The sequence below is a fragment of the Pseudomonas nunensis genome, from assembly GCF_024296925.1.
GTDB lineage: Bacteria > Pseudomonadota > Gammaproteobacteria > Pseudomonadales > Pseudomonadaceae > Aquipseudomonas > Aquipseudomonas nunensis.
This window is the reverse complement of record NZ_CP101125.1, coordinates 2,237,640-2,258,717: the sequence shown is the minus strand read 5'-3', so window position 1 is coordinate 2,258,717 and position 21,078 is coordinate 2,237,640. Positions and strand designations below refer to the sequence as shown.

The following is a 21,078-nucleotide window of genomic DNA, read 5'->3' as shown; positions in this document are numbered from 1 at the left end:
AAAAGCGATCGCTGATCGGGAGTGGTCTACTCGCAGCAATGACGCCCTTTACTGGTCGAAAAAATTAGAACATTCGGGGCTGAATGTCTGTCATGGGAAGCAGGGACAAGCCCCCGGCGTCGAGCGCTGCGGATTTGTGTGGAGGCAGGCAATCCGATGGGAGAACCCCATCGGATCGGGATCGCGGATCAATCAGATACGGCGTTTGCGCGTGAGCGCGGGGATGGTCGTCAGCGGCACGTCGACCCTTTGCACCTGGCCCACGGCGGCTGCCACCGACGCGAGTGTCGGCGCACCGAACAGCACGCGGACATCGGCCTCCATGTTGTCCTGACGCATGCGCTCGATCAGGCTGACCGCCAACAGCGAATGCCCGCCGAGTTCAAAGAAGTGGTCGTGACGCCCCACCCGTTCGACCTTCAGCAGCTCGGCCCACAGCACCGAGAGTTTCGTCTCGATGTCACCTACAGGGGCTTCATAGTGACGGGTGGAATAGGCGCTGCTGTCGGGTGCCGGTAGGGCCTTGCGGTCGAGTTTGCCGTTGGGGGTCAGCGGCAAGTTGTCGAGGTGGACGTAGGCCGCCGGGATCATGTAGTCCGGGAGTTGCGCTTGCAGATGGAGGCGTAATGTGTCGATTTCGAGGGTTGTCGGCGCGGTGTAGTACGCGACCAGGCGTTTTTCGCCGGGCACGTCTTCCCGGGCGAGGATGACGGTTTCGTGGATGTCCTCGTGTTGGGCCAGTTTGGCTTCGATTTCGCCGAGCTCGATGCGGAAGCCGCGGATTTTCACCTGGTCGTCGTTGCGGCCGAGGTATTCGATGTTGCCGTCTTTCAGGTAACGGCCGAGGTCGCCGGTACGATACATGCGGGCGTTAGTGCGGAATGGGTCGGTGAGGAAGCGCTCGGCGGTGAGGTCGTCGCGGTTCAGATAGCCGCGCGCTACACCGGCGCCGCCAATGTAGATTTCGCCGGGAACGCCCAGAGGGACTGGTTGTTGATGTTCATCCAGCAGGTAGAACTGGGTGTTGGCGACGGGTTTGCCGATGTGGGCGGCGAAACCGTCTTCGCGGTCCATTGATACCCAACTTGAGTACGTGGTGGTTTCCGAAGGGCCGTAGAGGTTGCACAGGCGCTGAACGCTGGTCTGTTCGAACAGGTTTTCGACCAAGCTTCTTTTTAGCGCTTCACCGGCGACGTTGACCGTGTGCACGCTTTTGCTGAGTCCGCCGGATTCCAGTAACGCCTTGAGTGCTGACGGCACGGTGTTGATCAGGGTGATGTCGTCTCGTGGTTCCAATACGTTGGTCACGACATTGATGCTGCCGCCCGAGGTCAGCGGCGCGAAGCATTCGTAGACCGCCAGGTCGAAGTTCAGAGATGTCGCGAACAGGGTTTTAGCCAATGTGGCACCGTCGAATGAACGATGCGCCCAAGTCAGGAAATTCACCGTGTTGCGGTGTTCGATCATCACGCCTTTCGGCAAACCGGTCGAACCCGAGGTGTAGATCACATAAGCCAGATGCGCAGAGGTCAACCCTTCAATCACAGGATTGGAGACGGATTCATCCTGCCAAATGCTGCTATCCAGATCGATCACCGGCATCGACGCTTGAGCTAACAGTCCTAATGTCGAGGCTTGCGCCAACACCACCGCCGGCGCGCTGTCCTGCAACATGTAGGCAATCCGATCCAGCGGATATGCAGGATCCAGCGGCACATAACCCCCGCCCGCCTTCAGAATCGCCAACAACCCGACGACCATGTCGGCACTGCGCTCAACACAAATCGCCACCCGAGAATCCGGCCGGACGCCCTGCCCGCGCAAATGATGCGCCAAGCGGTTCGCCCGCTCATTCAGCTCGCGATAACTCAGCCGCTGCTCGCCAAAAACTACGGCCACAACATCTGGCGTACGCTCCACCTGCGCCTCAAACAACCCGTGAACCGTCTCGTCCAGCGGATAGGCCGCTTCAGTCGCATTAAACTCGACCAGCAGTTTCAAACGCTCATCCGCCGGCAAAATCCGCAAACCATGCAGCGGCGCCTTCGATCCATGCTCCAACGCCCGCACCAGACTTTCCAACGCAGTCTGTACATAGCCGCAGATACGCTGCGCGCCAATCCGCGCCGGGGTCATGACCGTGAAGCTGAAGCCTTCGCCCAGGTCATTCACCGACAAAGTCAGTGGATAGTTGGTGCGTTCTTCGCCGCTGAGCATCTCGATCCCGCTCCAGGCCGACAGCGCCTCGGTCGAGGCCGTCGCGGACGCATGACGGTAATTGAGCAAGGCGCTGAACAGCGGCGTCGGTGCTTCCACGCCGCTGCAGCGTTGCGCCAGCGCCAGGGAAGCGTGCTCGTGCCCCAGCAGCGCGGTGAGTCGTGCATGGGTGGCCTTGACGCCGTCACGCACACTTTGTGCGCCCAGCGTTACCCGCAGCGGCAAGGTGTTGATGAACATCCCCAGCGCCCGGTCGGCGCCTTCGCCCCCCTGCATGCGGCCGATCAGTACCGTGCCGAACACCACATCGTCCTTGCCGGAGATCTTGGCTAGCACCTGGCCCCAGACCAGGTGATACAGGCTCGCCGCACTCACGCCGAGCTGCCGGGCCTGAAGGCGCAAACGACGACTGAGGTCGGCGTCGACATCCTGGCGAAGGTCCTCGATACCGCTGCCATCCCCTTGCACATCCTGCAAACCGAAGGGCAACGTCGGCTCATCGACATCGGCGAGCATGTCGCGGAAAAACGCTTCGTGCTTTTCACGGCTCACACCCAATCGCGCCTGGGCCACGTAGTTGCGATATGGCACCGACGCCGCCAGACGTTGCCCCTGACCGAGCATATGCGCCTCGATTTCCGAGGCCAGCACCGCCAGGGAGGTGGCGTCGTCGACCAGGTGATGGAACAGCAGCATGCCGATCCAGCGCTGGTTCGCGGTGTCCTGGGCATATGCGATGCGCATCATCGGCGCCTGGCGGATGTCCAGGCGATAGTGGCGCGGGTCGAAACGTTCGTGCAGTTGCGTGGCGATGTCGCCGAGCGCCGGGTCCAGCGTCACGGATTCAAAGGCCAACGGCGCATCGCGCCAGACCACTTGCACCGCTTCGGCCAGACCTTCCCATTGCACGCCGGTACGCAGAATGTCGTGACGGGCGACCACGGCTTGCAGCGCCTCACTGAAACCTTCCAGACGGGCAAAGCTGTCGAAACCGAACACCACGTATTGCAAGTACGGATCGCCCTGGGCCGCCGCGAGGTGGTGATACAAGATCCCTTCCTGCAACGGTGCCAGCGGATAGATGTCCTGCACATTGCACGCGCCACCGGGCACTCTTGCGACAATCTGATCAATCGTCGATTGATCCAGTTGCGCCAGCGGCAGCATGTCCGGGGTGATCCGTTCACAGCCGTCCGGGATGCCGTTGACCGGAACCACGATCTCGCTGCTTCCGCCCACGGCCGCCGCCAGCGCCATCAGCGTCGGCTGGCCGAACAGCACGCGCACGTCGGCGCTCAAACCGGCCTGACGCATCTGCTCGATCAGCTTCACCGCCAGCAAGGAGTGCCCGCCCAGTTCAAAGAAATGATCGTGACGCCCGACCTGCTCGACGTTGAGCAAGTCGCTCCAGAGCTGCGCCAGGGTGGTTTCCACTTCACCCTGCGGTGCTTCATAACCACGACTGATCACCGAATCCGCGTCCGGCGCCGGTAGCGCCTTGCGATCCAGCTTGCCATTGGGGGTCAGTGGCAATGCGTCGAGATGTACGTAGGCCGCCGGGATCATGTGCTCCGGCAGTCGGGCTTGCAGGAAGGCACGCAAGGTCTCGATGTCGAGGGGTTCGTCCGTTGTCGGTGTTGTGTAATAGGCCACCAGACGTTTGTCGCCGCTGGCGTCCTCACGGGCCAGGATCACCGCTTCCGCGACCGCTGGATGCTCGGCGAGACGCGCCTCGATTTCACCCAGTTCGATGCGGAAACCGCGAATCTTGACCTGATCGTCGTTGCGGCCCAGGTAGATGATATTGCCGTCTGCCAGGTAGCGGCCGAGGTCGCCGGTGCGGTACATCCGTGCATTTTGCGTGGTGCTGAACGGGTCGGTCAGGAAGCGTTCGACTGTCAGCTCAGGACGGTGCAGATAACCACGGGCGACTTGAACGCCAGCGATGTAGATCTCCCCCGCCACGCCCATGGGCACGGGTTGTTGATGGGCATCGAGCAGGTAAATTTGCGTGTTGGCCACCGGTTTGCCGATCGGTGTGCTGTCCGGCGTATCAGGGCCGGCGCAGTTCCACGCGGTGACATCGACGGCGGCTTCGGTCGGGCCGTAGAGGTTGTGCAACTCGGTGCCCGGCAGTTGCAGCTTGAAGCGTCGTACCAGTTGGCCCGGTAGTGCCTCGCCGCTGGACATTACGCGCACCAGACCTTTGCAGTCGCTGACATCGCCAGCGGCAAGGAACACGTCCAGCATCGACGGCACAAAGTGCAGTGTGGTGATGCGTTCGGTTTGGATGACTTCGCGCAGGTAGGCAGGCTCGCGGTGACCGCCCGGACGCGCCATGACCAAGCGTGCACCGGTGAACAGTGGCCAGAAGAACTCCCAGACCGAGACGTCGAAGCTGAATGGGGTCTTTTGCAGCACGGAGTCCGACGGCGTCAGTTGGTATTCGTCCTGCATCCACAGCAGACGGTTAACCACACCGCCATGTTCGTTCATCACGCCTTTGGGCATACCTGTGGAGCCTGAGGTGTAGATCACGTAGGCCAGATTGTCCGCACTCAAGCTTTCTACGACGGGATCTACGGTCGGTTGATTCGAGAAGCCGTCACCGTCCAGCAGCAAAATGTCCGCGTCTGTTGCCGGCAAACTGCCCTGCAATGAACGTTGGGTCAGGACTACGGCTGGAGCACTGTTCTCCAGCATGTAGGCCAGCCGATCAGCCGGGTAATCCGGGTCCAGCGGCACATACGCGGCGCCGGATTTCAGAATCCCCAGCAACCCCGCGACCATCTCCAGGCTACGGTCCACGCAAATTGCGACGCGGTCATCCGGGCGAATACCCAGTTCAATCAGGCGATGGGCAATCTGGTTGGCATGGCGATTCAGCTCAGCATACGTCCAGTGACTGTCTTCAAAGCTCACCGCAACCGCATCAGGCCCCGAACTCACCTGCGCTTCAAACAACCCATGCAAGGTCAAACCCTGCGGATACTCGACCGCCGTAGCGTTGAAGGTCTCCAGCAACTGCCGACGCTCTGCGTCCGGCAGGCTATCGAGTTGATGCAGCGGCGTTTCCGGCGCCCGTTCCAGTGCGTTAACCAAACGCTCAAGCGCAATCTGCATGTAATCGCCGATCCGCTGCGCATCGATCCCTTCCACGGCCTGAACCACCAGGCTGAAACCCTGGCCCTCGTCATCCACGGCCAGTGTCAGCGGATAGTTGGTGCGTTCCTCACCGCCCAGCGCCTCGATGCCTTGCCAAGCCGAGACCATTTGTTCAGTGACTTCGGTGGCGCTATGGCGATAGTTGAGCATGGCGCTGAACAGCGGCGTCGGCGCGACCACGCCGCTGCAACGCTGGGCCAATGCCAGCGGCGCGTGTTCGTGACCGAGCAGGCCGGTCAGGCGCATGTGCGTGGCTTTCACCGCCGCACCCGCGCCTTGCCCGCCGAGGCTGACCCGCAACGGCAAGGTGTTGATGAACATCCCCAGCGCGCGGTCGGCGCCCTCGCCGCCCTGCATCCGCCCTAGCAGCACGGTGCCGAAAACCACTTCGTCGCGACCACTGACCCGCCCCAACACCTGGGCCCAGGCCAAATGCACCACGCTGGCGGCGCTGACCCCGAGTTGCCGGGCCTGGGCGCGCAGGCGTTGGCTCAACCCGGCATCAACCGCGCGTTTCACTTCAGTGACGCCGGTGCCATCGCCCTGCACATCCTGCAATCCAAACGGCAGGGTCGGCTCATCGATATCGCCAAGCATCTCGCGGAAGAACGCTTCGTGCTGATCCTGGCTGACACCCAGCCGCGCCTGCGCCACGTAGTTGCGATACGGCACCGCAGCGCCCAGACGCTGCCCGTGACCGAGCAAATGCGCCTGCATTTCATGTTCCAGGGTTTCCAGCGCCGTGTGGTCGAGCACCATATGGTGGAACAACAGCGTCGCGACCCAGCGTTGATTGGCCACGTCCTCGGCGAACACCAGGCGCAGCATCGGCGCCTGGCGCACATCGAGGCGGTAATGCCGGGCGTCGAAATGCGCATACAACTGCTCGGCAACATCGCCACTGGCCGGCTCAAACTGCTCGCACACCAGCGGTGCCTGGCGCCACACCACTTGCATCGGCTCTGCGAGACCTTCCCAGGCCATTGAGGTCCGGAGGATGTCATGGCGATTGATAACCTGTTGCAACGCTTGGGCGAAGTCATTGAAACGCGCACGGCTCTCAAAGCCGAATTGCGATTGCAGCACATAGGGATCGCCGTGTTCCGCCGAGAGGTGGTGAAACAGGATGCCCTCCTGCAACGGTGCCAATGGATAGATGTCCTGCACATTCGCGACACCACCGGGCACGCTTTCGACGATCCGGTCTATCGCCGACTGGCTCAAGGTCGCCAGCGGCAGCATCGCCGGGGTAATGCGTTCACAGCCTTCGACGATCGCGTTGGCCGGCACCTCCACTTCGGCGTGTCCGCCCACGGCAGCGGCCAGCGCCAGCAGCGTCGGCTGGCTGAACAGCACCCGCACATCCACCGCCAGATCAACCTGGCGCATCCGTTCGATCAGGCGCATGGCCAACAGCGAATGCCCGCCCAGTTCGAAGAAATTATCGCGACGACCGACCTGCTCCACATTCAGCAGGTCTGCCCACAAACCGGCCAGGGTCTGTTCGATCTCACCTTGCGGCGCCTCGTAGGCCTGGCTCGCGAAGGCGTCGGCTTGTGGCGCGGGCAGCGCTTTGCGATCGATCTTGCCATTCAGGGTCAGGGGAAACACCGGCAGGATCACAAACGCGCTCGGCACCATGTATTCGGACAAGGACGCGGACAATTGCTCGCGCAACCACGCCACCGTCAGCGTGACCTCGGGTTGCGCCACCACGTAGGCGACCAGGCGTTTTTCGCCGGACTCATCGGCCCGGACCAATACCACTGTGTCCTTGACGCCAGCGCAGGCAGCCAGTTTGGCCTCGATCTCACCGAGTTCGATGCGGAAGCCGCGAATCTTCACCTGATCATCATTACGCCCCAGGCATTCCAACTGCCCCTCGGGCAACCAACGTCCCAGATCGCCGGTGCGGTACAGCAAGGCGCCGGGCTCATCGCTGAACGGATCGGCGATAAACGCCTGCGCCGTCAGTTCCGGGCGGTTGAGATAACCCTTCGCCACGCCGCGACCACCGATGTAGATTTCGCCGACCACGCCCAATGGTGCGAGCTGCTGGCGGGCGTCGAGCAGATACAATTGCGTGTTGGAAATCGGCCCACCAATCGGCACGCTTTCGGCGTCGGGCGCCACGGTCTTCACTTCATAGGTGGTGGCGTAAGTGGTGGTTTCGGTCGGACCGTAGCAGTGCACCAGGCGCAGATTCGGCGCCAGGCTCAACAGGCGTCGGAAGGACGCCGCATCCGCCCGTTCACCGCCACACAGCAGGATGCGCAGGCCACCGATGGCTTGCGGGATCAGCTGCACGTATTGGTTGAAAATCGCCGTGGTGACGAACAACACCGTCGCGCCGGATTCGGTCAGGACGGCGGCGAAGCGTGACGGTTCCAGCAGGGTTTCGTGGTCGATCACAATCACCCGACCGCCATTGAGCAAGGCGCCCCACACGTCCATGGTGCTGGCGTCGAACGCCGGGTTCGAGGCGAAAGCGATGCGGTCCTGCGCATTGAAATCGGCGTAACCGTTGTTGATCACCAGACGATTGATCGCCCGATGCGGCACCAGCACGCCCTTGGGCTGACCGGTGGAACCGGAGGTGTACATGATGTAGGCGATGGTTTCGGCGGACTGCGCCAGAGCCGGGTCGTGAGCGGTTCGGCCGTCCAGATTCAACCGGTCCAGATCGATACGGCGCGCACCTTCAGGCGCATCCTGATCGCTGAACGTCAGCAACACCGAGGCCTGGCTGTCTTCCAGCATAAAGCGCTGGCGTTCCAGGGACGCATTGCGGTCCAGCGGCACATAGGCCGCCGCGCATTTGAGCGCCGCCAGTTGGCTGGCCAGCAAGTCGAGGGAACGCGGCAGCAGGATCGCCACGCGGTCGTCCGGTTGCACGTCCAGGCCGATCAGGTGATGCGCCAGTTGGTTCGCCCGCTGATTCAATGCGGCGTAGCTCAAGGTTTCCTGACCGTGCACCGCCGCGACCGCGTCCGGTGTACGTGCCACTTGCGCTTCGAACAGCGCCAGGACGGTTTTGTCCTGGGGATAGGCGCGGGTGGTGGCGTTGAAATCCACCAGCAATTGGCGGCGTTCGGTGTCCGGCAAAATCTCCAGGTGACGCAGCGGTGTTTGCGGCGCCTGTTCCAGCGCCTGGGCCAACTGCTCCAGCGCAGTGTGCATGTAGGCGCAGATACGTGCGGCGCCGATGCCTTTCTGCACCAGGGCGCTGAGCAGGAATCCGGCGCCCAAGTCATCCACCGACAGGGTCAGCGGATAATTGGTGCGCTCTTCGGCACCAAGGTTTTGCATACCCTGCCACGCGTTCGTGGCTTCAGCCGAGACTTCGCCGGTCGCGCTGTGGCGGTAATTGAGCAACGCACTGAACAGCGGCGCCGGTGACGCCACGCGGCTGCAACGCTGGGCCAACGCCAGCGAAGCGTGTTCGTGACCGAGCAATGCCGTCAACCGCCCGTGCGTGGCCTTGACCCCGGCGCGCACGCCCTGCTCGTCCAGGCTGACCCGCAGCGGCAAGGTGTTGATGAACATGCCCAGCGCCCGGTCCGCGCCGTCGCCGCCCTGCATCCGGCCCATCAACACGGTGCCGAACACCACGTCTTCGCGCCCGGACAAACGCCCGATCACCTGCGCCCAGGCCAAGTGATGCAGGCTGGCGGCGCTTACGCCAAGCTGCCGCGCCTGGGCCCGCAGGCGTCGGCTCAGCTCGGCGTTCACCTCAAGTTTTGCCTCTTCGATACCACTGCCGTCGCCCTGCACCTGTTGCAAACCGAAGGGCAGCGTCGGCTCGTCAATATCGCCGAGCATCTCGCGGAAAAAGTCTTCGTGCTGCGTCTGACTGACACCCAAGCGAGCCTGGGCCACGTAGTTGCGGTACGGCATCGCCGCAGCCAGACCACCTTCCTGACCCAGCAAATGCGCCTGCATTTCCTGCTGCACCACCTCCAGCGCGGTGTGGTCGAGGGCGATGTGGTGGAACAGCAACATCGCCACCCAACGCTGGTTGGCCGGATCTTCGGCCACCCGCAGGCACATCAACGGCGCCTGGCGGATATCGAGGCGGTGATGACGGGAGTCGAAACGTGCGTGCAACTGGGTCACGACATCGCCGTCTTCGCGGCTTAACGCTACGTGCTCGACGTCGAGCCGGGCCTGACGCCAGACCACTTGCACCGGCTGCTCCAGGCCCTCCCAGAGCACCGCCGTGCGCAAGATATCGTTGCGGTCGATTACGCCTTGCAACGCCTGGGTGAACGCCTGAAGACGCGCTTCGCTGTCGAAGGCAAACAGCGATTGCAGGACGTAAGGGTCACCCTGCCCGGCGGAAATATGGTGGTAGAGAATGCCTTCCTGCAACGGCGCGAGCGGGTAAATATCCTGCACATTGGCCGTGCCGCCGAGAACCGTGGCGACGATGCGATCAATCGCGTCCTGGTCCAACGCGGCCAGCGGCAACATCGCCGGGGTGATCCGTTCGCAGTCCGGGGTGATGCCATTCGCCGGCACCTGGATTTCATTGCCGCCACCCACAGCGGCGGCCAGGGCGGCCAGGGTCGGCTGGCCGAACAGCACGCGCACATCGGCGCTGAGGTCGACCTGACGCATTTGCTCGATCAGGTTGACCGCCAGCAGCGAATGCCCGCCCAGTTCGAAAAAGTGATCGTGGCGACCGACGCGCTCGACGTTAAGCACCTGCGCCCAGAGCCGGGCCAGGGTGATTTCGATTTCGCCCTGCGGCGCTTCATAGCCCCGGGTGACGATGGACGCCAGGTCCGGCACCGGCAGCGCCTTGCGGTCGAGCTTGCCGTTGGCGGTCAACGGCAAGCGGTCGAGCTGCACATACGCCGCCGGCACCATGTAGTCCGGCAGCGCCGATTGCAGATGAGTACGCAGGCTGTCGAGATCCGCCGTACCAGCGCCGGTGAAATACGCCACCAGGCGTTTTTCCCCCGGCACGTCTTCACGTACCAGCACCACCGCGTCTTTCACGCTTTCGTGTTGCGCCAAGCGGGCTTCGATTTCACCCAGTTCGATGCGGTAGCCACGGATTTTCACCTGGTCGTCGTTGCGGCCCAGGTACTCAATCGTGCCGTCCGGCAAGTGGCGCCCAAGGTCGCCCGTGCGGTACATCGATTGACCGTTGAACGGGTCGGCGATGAATTTTTCAGCGCTCAATTCGGGGCGGTTCAGATAGCCGTTGGCAACCCCAGCGCCAGCGATAAACAGCTCACCGGGCACACCGAGGGGCACGGTGCGCAGTTGTGCGTCGAGCACGTAGACCTTCGTGTTGCCGATCGGCCGGCCAATCGGAATGCTACCGCTACCGACCGAGGTAATCTCGAACGTGGTGGAAAAGGTCGTGGCTTCGGTCGGGCCGTAGCCATTGAGCAGATGCTGCGGCGCGCCGTCCCGCAAGACGCGGCCGATCACCGCCGGATCCAGCACATCGCCGCCGACGATCAGGTAACGCAACTGCCCGAACACCGGCATCAAGCCATCGGCGTATTGATGAAACAGCCCCGCCGTCATCCACAACACGCTCACCGATTGCGCCAGCAACCATTCGCGTAAACGTGCCTGTGACAGCAGCACCTCTTGCTCGACCACCACCACGCAACCGCCATTCAGCAACGGCGCCCAGACTTCCAGGGTGCTGGCGTCGAAGGCTGGATTGGAGGCGAAGGCCACCCGATCCGCTGAATTGAAATCGGCATAGCCGTTGTTGATCACAAGTCGGCTGATCGCCCGGTGTGGTACGAGCACGCCTTTGGGGGTGCCGGTAGAACCCGAGGTGTACATGATGTACGCCGGGGTTTCGCTGGATTGCGGGCGCGGTGCGTTGCGGACCGGTTGATTGGCGTAATCAATCGTATCCAGATCGACCCTGCGCACGCCGTCGGCCAACCCCTCGCCACTGCGAGTCAAGGCCAGCACGGCACGGCTGTCTTGCAGCATGAAGTGCTGGCGTTCGACGGGCGCATTGATGTCCAGCGGCACATACACCGCCGCGCATTTGAGGATCGCCAGTTGGCTGACCAGCAAATCCAGCGAGCGTGGCAGCAGGATCGCCACCGCTTCGCCCGGTTGCAGGCCAAGGCTGGTCAGGTGTGCGGCCAGGCGTTCGGCCTTGGCGTTCAGCTCGGCATAGGTCAGGGTTTGCCCTGCTTCTACGGCGGCGGGCGCGTCGGAGCGAGCCTCGGCCTGGGCTTCGAACAAGGCGTGAACGGTCTGCTGCCGAGGGTACTCGCGCTCGGTCTGGTTGAACGTCAGCAACACTTGCTCACGCTCGGCGGCCGGCAGGATCAACAGGCTGTTGAGCTGCGAATCCGGGGCCTCTTCCAGCGCTGCGACCAGGCTTTCGACGGCGGTCTGCATGTATTCGCACAGGCGCGCCGCACCGATCTGCGCACTCGCTTGCACGGTCAGGGCAAAGTCATCGGCAAAGTCATCGACCGAGATAATCAGCGGGTAGTTGGTGCGTTCCTGGGCGCTGAGGGTTTCGATGCCGCTCCAGGCCAGGCTCGCGTCGGCCGGGATCGCTTGGCTCGCGCTGGTGCTGTGGCGATAATTCAACAAGGCGCTGAACAACGGCGTCGGCGCCGCCACCCCGCTGCAGCGCTGGGCCAATGCCAGGGACGCGTATTCATGACTGAGCAAGGTGCTGAGCCGCGCGTGTGTGGACTTGACCCCGTCGCGCACACTTTGCGCGCCCACGCCGACCCGCAACGGCAAGGTGTTGATGAACATGCCCAGCGCCCGGCTCATGTTCTCCGAAGCCTGCATGCGCCCCAGCATCACCGTGCCGAACACCACATCCTCGCGGCCCGACACACAGCCCAGCACCTGGGCCCAGGCGAGATGGATCACGCTCGCCGCGCTGACCCCGACCAATCGCGCCTGTGCTCGCAGACGACGACTCAGTTCCGACGGCAATGGCCGCTGGATTTCTTCGATGGCGCTGCCGTCGCCCAGTACATCCTGCTGGCCGAAGGGCAAGGTCGGCTCGTCGACATCGCCGAGCATCTCGCCGAAAAACGCTTCGTCGGCCTGGCGCTGACCGGCCTGCCGAGTGCGCGCGACGTAGTTGCGGTATGGCACGGCAGCTTGCAACTGCTCGGCCTGCCCCATCAGGTACGCCTGCATTTCATGCTGGACCACGGCGAGCGCCGCATGGTCGAGGGCCATATGGTGAAACAGCAGCATCGCGACCCAGCGCTGGTTCAGCGGGTCTTCGGCGAACACCAGCAACAGCAACGGCGCCTGGCTGACGTCGAGGCGATGATGGCGTGGGTCGAAACGCGCTTGCAGTTGCGCCATGGCATCGCCGTCGACGATCTCGGCGCTGATGTCTTGCAGGCCCAGGCGCGCATGGCGCCACACCACTTGCACCGGCTCATCCAGGCCTTCGCGGACGATGGCGGTGCGCAGGATGTCGTGACGATCGACCACGCTTTGCAAGGCGTCGGCAAAATCCGCCAGGCGTTCACGGGTGGTGATGCTGAACTGCGCTTGCAGGACATAGGGGTCGCCCTGGCTGGCGGTCAGGTGGTGATAAAGAATCCCTTCCTGCAACGGCGCCAGGGGATAAATGTCCTGTACGTTGGCCGCACCGCCCGGCACCGTGGCGACAATGCGCTCGATGGCTGGTTGATCCAGGCTCACCAGGGTCAGCATCGACGGCGTGATGCGCGTGCAGCCGAGCGGTATGCCGTTGCCGGGGATCTCGATTTCGCCGGCTTTGCTAGCGTCATATTGCCCGGTCTGGATCAACTCGATCAGCGTCGCTTTGTGCTCACGCAGCAAGGCCAGCACGGCCGGTTCGCCCAGAGACTGTTTGCGGCCTCGAACAACAAGCTGGTCACCTTTGACTGAGAGCTGTACGTCTTTTTCTTTTAGTGTTGCCAACAGTTCGATCACAGTCACAGGACAATCTCCATTTTTTCTGTCGTTGCTGCGTATTCCGAGAGCGTGGGTTGCTCGAACAACGTCCTGACATCCGCTTCCAGACCTTCCTGGCGCATGCGCTCCATCAGGCTGACGGCCAGCAGCGAGTGCCCGCCGAGTTCGAAGAAGTGATCGTGACGGCCGACGCGCTCCACGTTGAGGACTTCCGCCCAGAGTTGGGCCAGGGTGATTTCGGTGTCGCCGATGGGTGCTTCGTAGCCGCGGGTGATCAGGGACGCCAGGTCCGGTGCCGGCAGCGCCTTGCGGTCGAGTTTGCCGTTGGCGGTCAGTGGCAAGGCCTCGAGGTGTACATAGGCCGCCGGGACCATATAGGTCGGCAGTCGGCTTTGCAGGTGCGAGCGCAGGATTTCCACCTCCAGCGCGCCACCCGGGGTCGTGTAGTAAGCCACCAGGCGTTTTTCGCCCGGCACGTCTTCACGGGCCAACACCACGGTTTCCTTGACCTCGGGGTGATTGGCCAGCTTGGCTTCAATCTCGCCCAACTCAATGCGGAAACCGCGAATCTTCACCTGGAAGTCGTTACGGCCCAGGTACTCGACCGAGCCATCGGGCAGCCAGCGACCGAGGTCACCGGTTTTGTACAGGCGAGCCTCGGGATCGCTGGAAAACGGATCAGCCACAAAGCGCTCGGCACTCAGTTCCGGCAGGTTCAGGTAACCCCGAGCCACGCCGACGCCGCCGATGTTGATTTCCCCGGCAATGCCCAGTGGCGTTGGCGCGCCGTGGTTGTCCAGTATGTGGATCTGGATGTTGGCGATCGGTCGGCCAATCGGCACGCTGTCGCCCTGATCCGTCGGACGGCACTGCCACGCGGTGACGTCGATGGCCGCTTCGGTCGGTCCGTAGAGGTTATGCAGCTCGACCTCGGCCAGTTGTTGTTCGAAGCGTTTTTGCAAACTGCGGGGCAATGCCTCGCCACTGCACAACACTCGACGCAAGCCAGGGAAGCCTTGGCTGTCGCGACGTTCCAGGAACAGCTCGAGCATCGACGGCACGAAGTGCAACAGGGTGATGCCAGCGCTGCGAATGGTGTGCGCGATGTAATCCGGTTCCTGATGGCCACCGGGCCGCGCCATCACCAGTTGCGCACCGGCCAGCAATGGCAGGAAGAATTCCCAGACCGACACGTCGAAGCCGAACGGGGTCTTTTGCAGGACGCGGTCGGTTTCATCGACGCGGTATTCGTCCCGCGCCCAGAGCAGGCGATTGACCACGCCGCGATGCTCGTTCATCACGCCTTTCGGCATGCCGGTCGAGCCCGAGGTGTAGAGCACGTAGGCCAGGTGCGTGGCGTTGAGGCCCGGTGTTTGCGGATTGGTGTCGGGGAAGTCATAAGTATCGCGATCCAGCACCAACACCGGCGCGCCCGGCATTGGCAGGGTTTGCGCCAACTCCGCGCTGCTCAACACCGCCAACGGCGCGCTGTCGTCGAGCATGTATTCGCGGCGAGCGTCCGGCAGATCCGGGTCGATCGGCACATAGGCGCCGCCGGCCTTGAGGATCGCCAACAGTGCAATCACCATCTCCGGGCTACGGCGCAGGCACACGGCAACCCGTGCATCGGGACCGACGCCGAGTTCGATCAACTGATGGGCGACTTGGTTGGCCCGGCGATTGAGCGCGGCGTAGGTCAGGACCTGGCCGCTGTCATCGCTGACCGCACAGGCCTCGGGACGGCGGGCGACTTGCTGCTCGAACAGCTCGTGAATCAACAGATCCCGTGGGTAATCGCGCTCGGTGGCGTTGAACGTCACCCGCAGCTGCTCGGTTTCGGCAGCCGGCAGGATCGACAATTGGTGCAGCGGCGCATCCGGGGTCTGTTCGAGCATGCTGATCAGGCCTTGCAACGTCTGCTGCACATAACCGCAGATACGCTGCGCACCGATCCGCGCCGGGGTCATGACGGTGAAGCTGAACGACTCGCCCTGATCATCCACCGACAAGGTCAACGGGTAGTTAGTGCGTTCTTCGCCGCTGAGCAATTCGATGCCATTCCACGCTGACAACGCTTCCTTCGACGTCATCGCCCCGGTGTGGCGGTAATTGAGCAAGGCACTGAACAGCGGTGTCGGTGCCGCCACGCCGCTGCAACGTTGCGCCAGCACCAGCGAGGCGTGCTCGTGGCCCAGCAGCGCGGTCAGTTGTTTGTGCGTGGCTTTCACGCCGGCTCGCACAGCCTGTTCGCCCACTTGCACGCGCAACGGCAAGGTGTTGATGAACATGCCCAAGGCACGATCAGCGCCCTCGCCGGCCTGCATGCGGCCGATCAGCACGGTGCCGAACACCACGTCGTCGCGGCCCGAGACCTTGGCCAGCACCTGCGCCCAGACCAGGTGATACAAACTCGCCGCACTCACCCCGAGCTGACGGGCCTGTACCCGCAAGCGACGGCTAAGGTCGGTGTCGATGTCCTCGCGCACTTCCTCTATGCCGCTGCCATCGCCTTGCACATCCTGCAAGCCGAACGGCAAGGTCGGTTCGTCGACCTCACCAAGCATGTCGCGGAAGAACGCTTCGTGGGCTTCGCGGCTGACACCGAGTCGAGCCTGGGCCACGTAATTGCGGTACGGCACCGACATCGGCAGGCGTTGTGCCTGGCCGAGCATGTGCGCCTCGATTTCCGAGGCCAGTACCGCCAGCGACGTGGCATCGTCCACCAGGTGATGGAACAGCAAGATGCCGACCCAGCGCTGATTCGCCGTGTCCTGCGCATAGGCGATGCGCATCATCGGTGCTTCGCGGATGTCCAGGCGATAGTGCCGTGGGTCGAAGCGCTGGTGCAGTTGTGTGGCGATATCGCCGGCCGCCGACTCCAGTTCAACGGCTTCTACCACCAGTCGCGCGTCACGCCAGACCACTTGCATCGGTTCGGCCAGACCTTCCCACAGCACACCGGTGCGCAGGATGTCGTGCCGCGCGACCACGGCTTGCAGCGCCTGACTGAAACTGTTCAGGCGCGCGAAGCTGTCGAAGCCGAACATCACATATTGCAGGTACGGATCACCCTGGGCGGCCGCGAGGTGGTGATACAAGATCCCCTCCTGCAACGGCGCCAGCGGGTAGATGTCCTGCACATTACTGACGCCGCCAGGCACCATCGAGACGATGTGATCAATCACCGACTGCTCCAGACGCGCCAGGGGCAGCATGTCCGGGGTGATGCGTTGGCAATCGGTGGCAATCAGATTCAGCGGCACGATCACTTCGGTATAGCCACCGACCGCAGCCGCCAGCGCCGCCAGTGTCGGTTGGCCGAACAGCACTCGCACGTCGGCACTCAAACCGGCGTGGCGCATGCGCTCGATCAACTTCACTGCGAGCAGCGAGTGGCCGCCCAGCTCAAAGAAATTGTCGTGACGACCGATTTGCTCGAGGTCCAGCAGCTCTTGCCAGATGGACGCGAGGGTTGTTTCCACGATGCCTTGTGGGGCGGCGTAGGCCTGGGACGCCACCGAAGCCTGATCCGGTGCCGGCAGTGCCTTGCGGTCGAGCTTGCCGTTGGCGGTCAGCGGAAACGCAGTCAATGTCACGAAGGCGCTCGGCACCATGTAGTCGGCCAGGGTGTCCAGCAGTTGGGCGCGCAGTTCGGCGGCGCTGAGTTCCGCACCATCTTCGGCAATCACATACGCTACGAGGCGCTTGTCACCCGGCACATCTTCGCGGGCGATGACCAGCGCTTCACTGACGCCTGCGCAGGTAGCCAACGTGGCCTGGATTTCACCCAGCTCAATGCGGAAACCGCGAATCTTCACCTGCTCATCGTTTCGGCCAAGGTATTCGACCGTGCCATCCGCCAGCCAGCGACCGAGGTCACCGGTGCGGTACATGCGTGCGTTCGGCTCGCAGCTGAACGGGTTGCTCAAGAAGCGTTCGGCGGTCAATTCGTCGCGGTTCAGGTAACCCCGCGCGACACCGGCACCACCGACGTACATTTCGCCGATGACACCCACCGGCACCGGCTCGCGCTGCGGATTGAGGATGTACAACTGCAAATCCGGAATGCGCCCGCCAATCGGGCTGACGCCGGCCCGTTGCGCATCGACTGGCTGCAACGCGCGATAGGTCACGTGCACCGTGGTTTCGGTGATGCCGTACATGTTGACCAGTTGCGTCTGGTCGTTAACCGCACGGGCATACCATGGTTTGAGCAGGCCCGGCTCCAGCGCTTCGCCGCCGAAAATCACTTGGCGCAGGTTGTGGGCTCTAGGTTTTTCGCCTTGGGCGGCAATCAGTTGACGGAAGGCGCTCGGCGTCTGGTTGAGCACCGTGACACCGGCCTCGCACAGCAAGGCATAACACTCGTCCGGCGAACGGCTGGTTGCTTGCGGCACCACCAGCAGACGGCCGCCATGAGTCAACGCACCCCAGATTTCCCAGACCGAGAAGTCGAAGGCAAAGGAATGGAACAGCGCCCAGACATCCTGCGGGCCGAATTCGAACCATGCCTGCGTCGCGGCAAACAGCCGCGCGACGTTGCGGTGTTCGACCATCACGCCTTTCGGCAGGCCAGTGGAACCCGAGGTGTAGATCACGTAAGCCAGGTGCGCCGACGTCAGCTCCGGCACCGGCGGATTGGTCGTCGATTGGCTGTGCAACGACGCGCAATCGAGGTCGATCACCCGCACCGATTCTTCCGCCAGCAACTCGCGGGTGGCGGCGTGAACCAGGATCGCCACGGGCGTGCTGTCTTCCAGCATGTAGGCAATGCGTTCTGCCGGATACGCCGGGTCCAGCGGCACGTAGCCGGCGCCGGATTTCAGGATACCCAGCAGGCCGACGATCATTTCCAGGCCACGTTCGACGCAAATCGCCACTCGGTCATCCGGGCGAATACCCAGCGACAGCAGGCGATGGGCGACCTGATTGGCCCGGGCGTTGAGTTCGCCATAAGTCAGCGATTGATCCTCAAACACCACCGCCACTGCATCGGGCTGCACGCTTGCTTGCGCTTCAAACAGACCATGAATGGTGAAGTCATGGCCGTATTCGCCGGTCGGTGCATTCCAGGTCTCGAGCAGTTGTTGACGTTCTGCCAGCGGCAACACGGTCAAGTCGCGCATTGCGGTGTGCGGTGCGTGCTCCAGGGCGTGGACGAGGCTTTCCAGCGCCACCTGCATATAGCCGCAGATGCGTTGCGCGCCGATCTGCGCCTCGACCTGCGCGGTCAGGCTGAAGCCCTGGCCCAAGTCATCAACGTTGAGGGTCAGCGGGTAGTTGGTGCGTTCTTCGCTGGCGAGCAGGTGCATGCCGCTCCAGGCGGACAGCACTTCATCGGTCAGCTGGACCGAACTGTGGCGGTAGTTCAACAGTGCGCTGAACAGCGGCGCTGGCGCGGCCACGCCACTGCAACGCTGGGCCAGGGCCAGCGAGGCGTGTTCATGCCCCAACAGTCCGGTCAATCGTGTGTGGGTGGCGGTGACAGCGGCGCGGACGTTTTGTGCATCGACCTGCACGCGGATCGGCAAGGTGTTGATGAACATGCCCAAGGCACGATCAGCGCCCTCACCGCCCTGCATCCGGCCCATCAGCACGGTGCCGAACACCACGTCCGGCTGACCGCTAGCCATGCCCAGCACCTGAGCCCAGGCCAGATGCACCAGGCTCGCGGCACCCACACCAAGGCGCCGGGCCTGTGCTCGCAGACGCAGGCTCAGGGCCTGATCGACGGCTTGCGTCGCTTCTTCGATCTCGCGTCCATCGCCCAGGACCTGGGTCAAACCGAACGGCAGTGTCGGCTCGTCAATGTCGCCGAGCATCTCGCGGAAGAAGGTTTCGTGCGCTTGTTCGCTGACGCCCAGACGCGCCTGGGCCACGTAGTTGCGATACGGCACGGCAGCGCCCAGCTGGTCCGATTGACCCAACAAATGCGCCTGCATTTCGTGGCGCACCACGTCCAGCGCGGTGTGGTCGAGTGCCATGTGGTGGAACAGCAAGGTCGCGACCCAGCGCTGATTGGCCGCATCCTGCGCAAATTTAATGCACAGCAGCGGCGCCTGACGGATGTCGAGACGATGGTGGCGGGAGTCGAAACGTTCACGTAACTGATCGGCGATATCGCCTTCGGCCGCTGCCAACACCACTTCTTCCACAGACAGTTGCGCGTGACGCCAGACCACTTGCACCGGTTCGTCCAGCCCTTCCCAGACCATCGAAGTGCGGAGGATGTCGTGGCGGTCGATCACGATTTGCAACGCTTGGGTGAACGCGTCGAGGTGTTCGCGGCTGTCGAAAGCGAACTGGGTTTGCAGCACGTACGGGTCGCCCTGCTCGGCAGCGAGGTGGTGGTAGAGGATGCCTTCCTGCAGGGGTGCCAGCGGGTAGATGTCCTGCACGTTGCGGGCGCCGCCGGGGACCGTGGCGACGATGCTGTCGATGGATTCTTGAGTCAGTGTGGCCAGTGACAGCATGGCCGGGGAGATGTAGTCGCCGTTTGCGGGGATCAGGTTGGCCGGGACGTGGACCTCGCTGCCGCTACCAACTGCTGCGGCCAGTGCAGCCAAGGTCGGTTGGCTGAACAATGCGCGGACATCAGTGCTGAGGCCAGCCTGACGCATGCGTTCGATCAGGCTGACGGCTAGGAGTGAGTGACCGCCGAGTTCGAAGAAGTGGTCGTGGCGGCTGACTTGCGGCAGGCCCAGCAGGTCTTGCCAGATCTGCGCGAGTGTCGTTTCGGTTTCGCCGAGGGGGGCTTCGTAGCCTCGGGTGATCACGGCGTCCAGGTCCGGGATCGGCAGAGCTTTACGGTCGAGTTTGCCGTTGGGGGTCAGTGGCAGTTTGTCGAGATGGACGTAGGCTGCCGGGACCATGTAGTCCGGGAGTTGTGCTTGTAGATGGCGGCGTAACGCGTCGATATCGAGGGTTGTCGGCGCGGTGTAGTACGCGACCAGGCGTTTATCGCCGGGGACGTCTTCGCGGGCCAGGACTACGGTTTCCTGGATATCGACGTGTTGCGCGAGTTTGGCTTCGATCTCGCCGAGTTCGATGCGGAAACCGCGGATTTTGACTTGATCGTCGTTGCGGCCGAGGTATTCGATGTTGCCGTCGGGCAGGTAGCGGCCGAGGTCACCGGTTTTGTACATGCGGGCGTTGGTGCGGAATGGATCGTTAAGAAAACGTTCGGCAGTCAGGTCGTCGCGGTTCAGGTAACCACGCGCTACGCCAGCGCCGCCGATGTAGATTTCGCCCGGCACGCCCAGTGGAACCGGTTGTTGATGTTCATCAAGCAGGTAGAACTGGGTGTTAGCTACCGGTTTGCCGATGTGCGCCGCAAAACCGTCTTCGCGGTCCATCGAGACCCAGCTGGAGTAGGTTGTGGTTTCCGAAGGGCCGTAGAGGTTGCACAGGCGCTGGACGCCGGTTTGTTCAAACAGGTTTTCGACCAGGCTGCGTTTGAGCGCTTCACCGGCGACGTTCACCGTGTGCACGTTTTTGCTGAGTCCGCCGGATTCCAGCAACGCCTTTAGCGCCGACGGCACAGTGTTGATCAGCGTGATGTCGTCTCGCAGTTCCAGCACATTAGTCACGACATCGATGCTGCCGCCCGACGTCAGTGGCGCGAAGCATTCATAGACCGCCAAGTCGAAGTTGAGCGAGGTCGAGAACAGCGTCTTGGCCAACGTGGCGTCATCGAACGAACGATGCGCCCAGGTCAGGAAGTTCACCGTGTTGCGGTGTTCAATCATTACGCCTTTCGGCAGACCAGTAGAGCCGGAGGTG

The 21,078-nt window shown here is 62.9% G+C and carries 2 protein-coding genes (1 of these 2 cut by a window edge); both read right to left on the bottom strand.

The genetic code is table 11. The features are described from left to right. Positions 1–192 precede the first annotated feature (192 nt). Entirely contained in the window at positions 193–13,320 is a 13,128-nt protein-coding gene (locus NK667_RS09790) for a non-ribosomal peptide synthetase (RefSeq protein WP_054614544.1), read from the bottom strand. Continuing rightward, positions 13,317–21,078 carry the end of a non-ribosomal peptide synthetase gene (locus NK667_RS09785; protein ID WP_063869670.1) on the bottom strand. The gene runs 21,146 nt beyond the window's last position, so the window shows 7,762 of its 28,908 coding nt (coding positions 21,147–28,908); its start codon lies off the right edge, out of view; its stop codon occupies positions 13,317–13,319. The genes NK667_RS09790 and NK667_RS09785 overlap by 4 nt, the downstream gene beginning before the upstream one ends.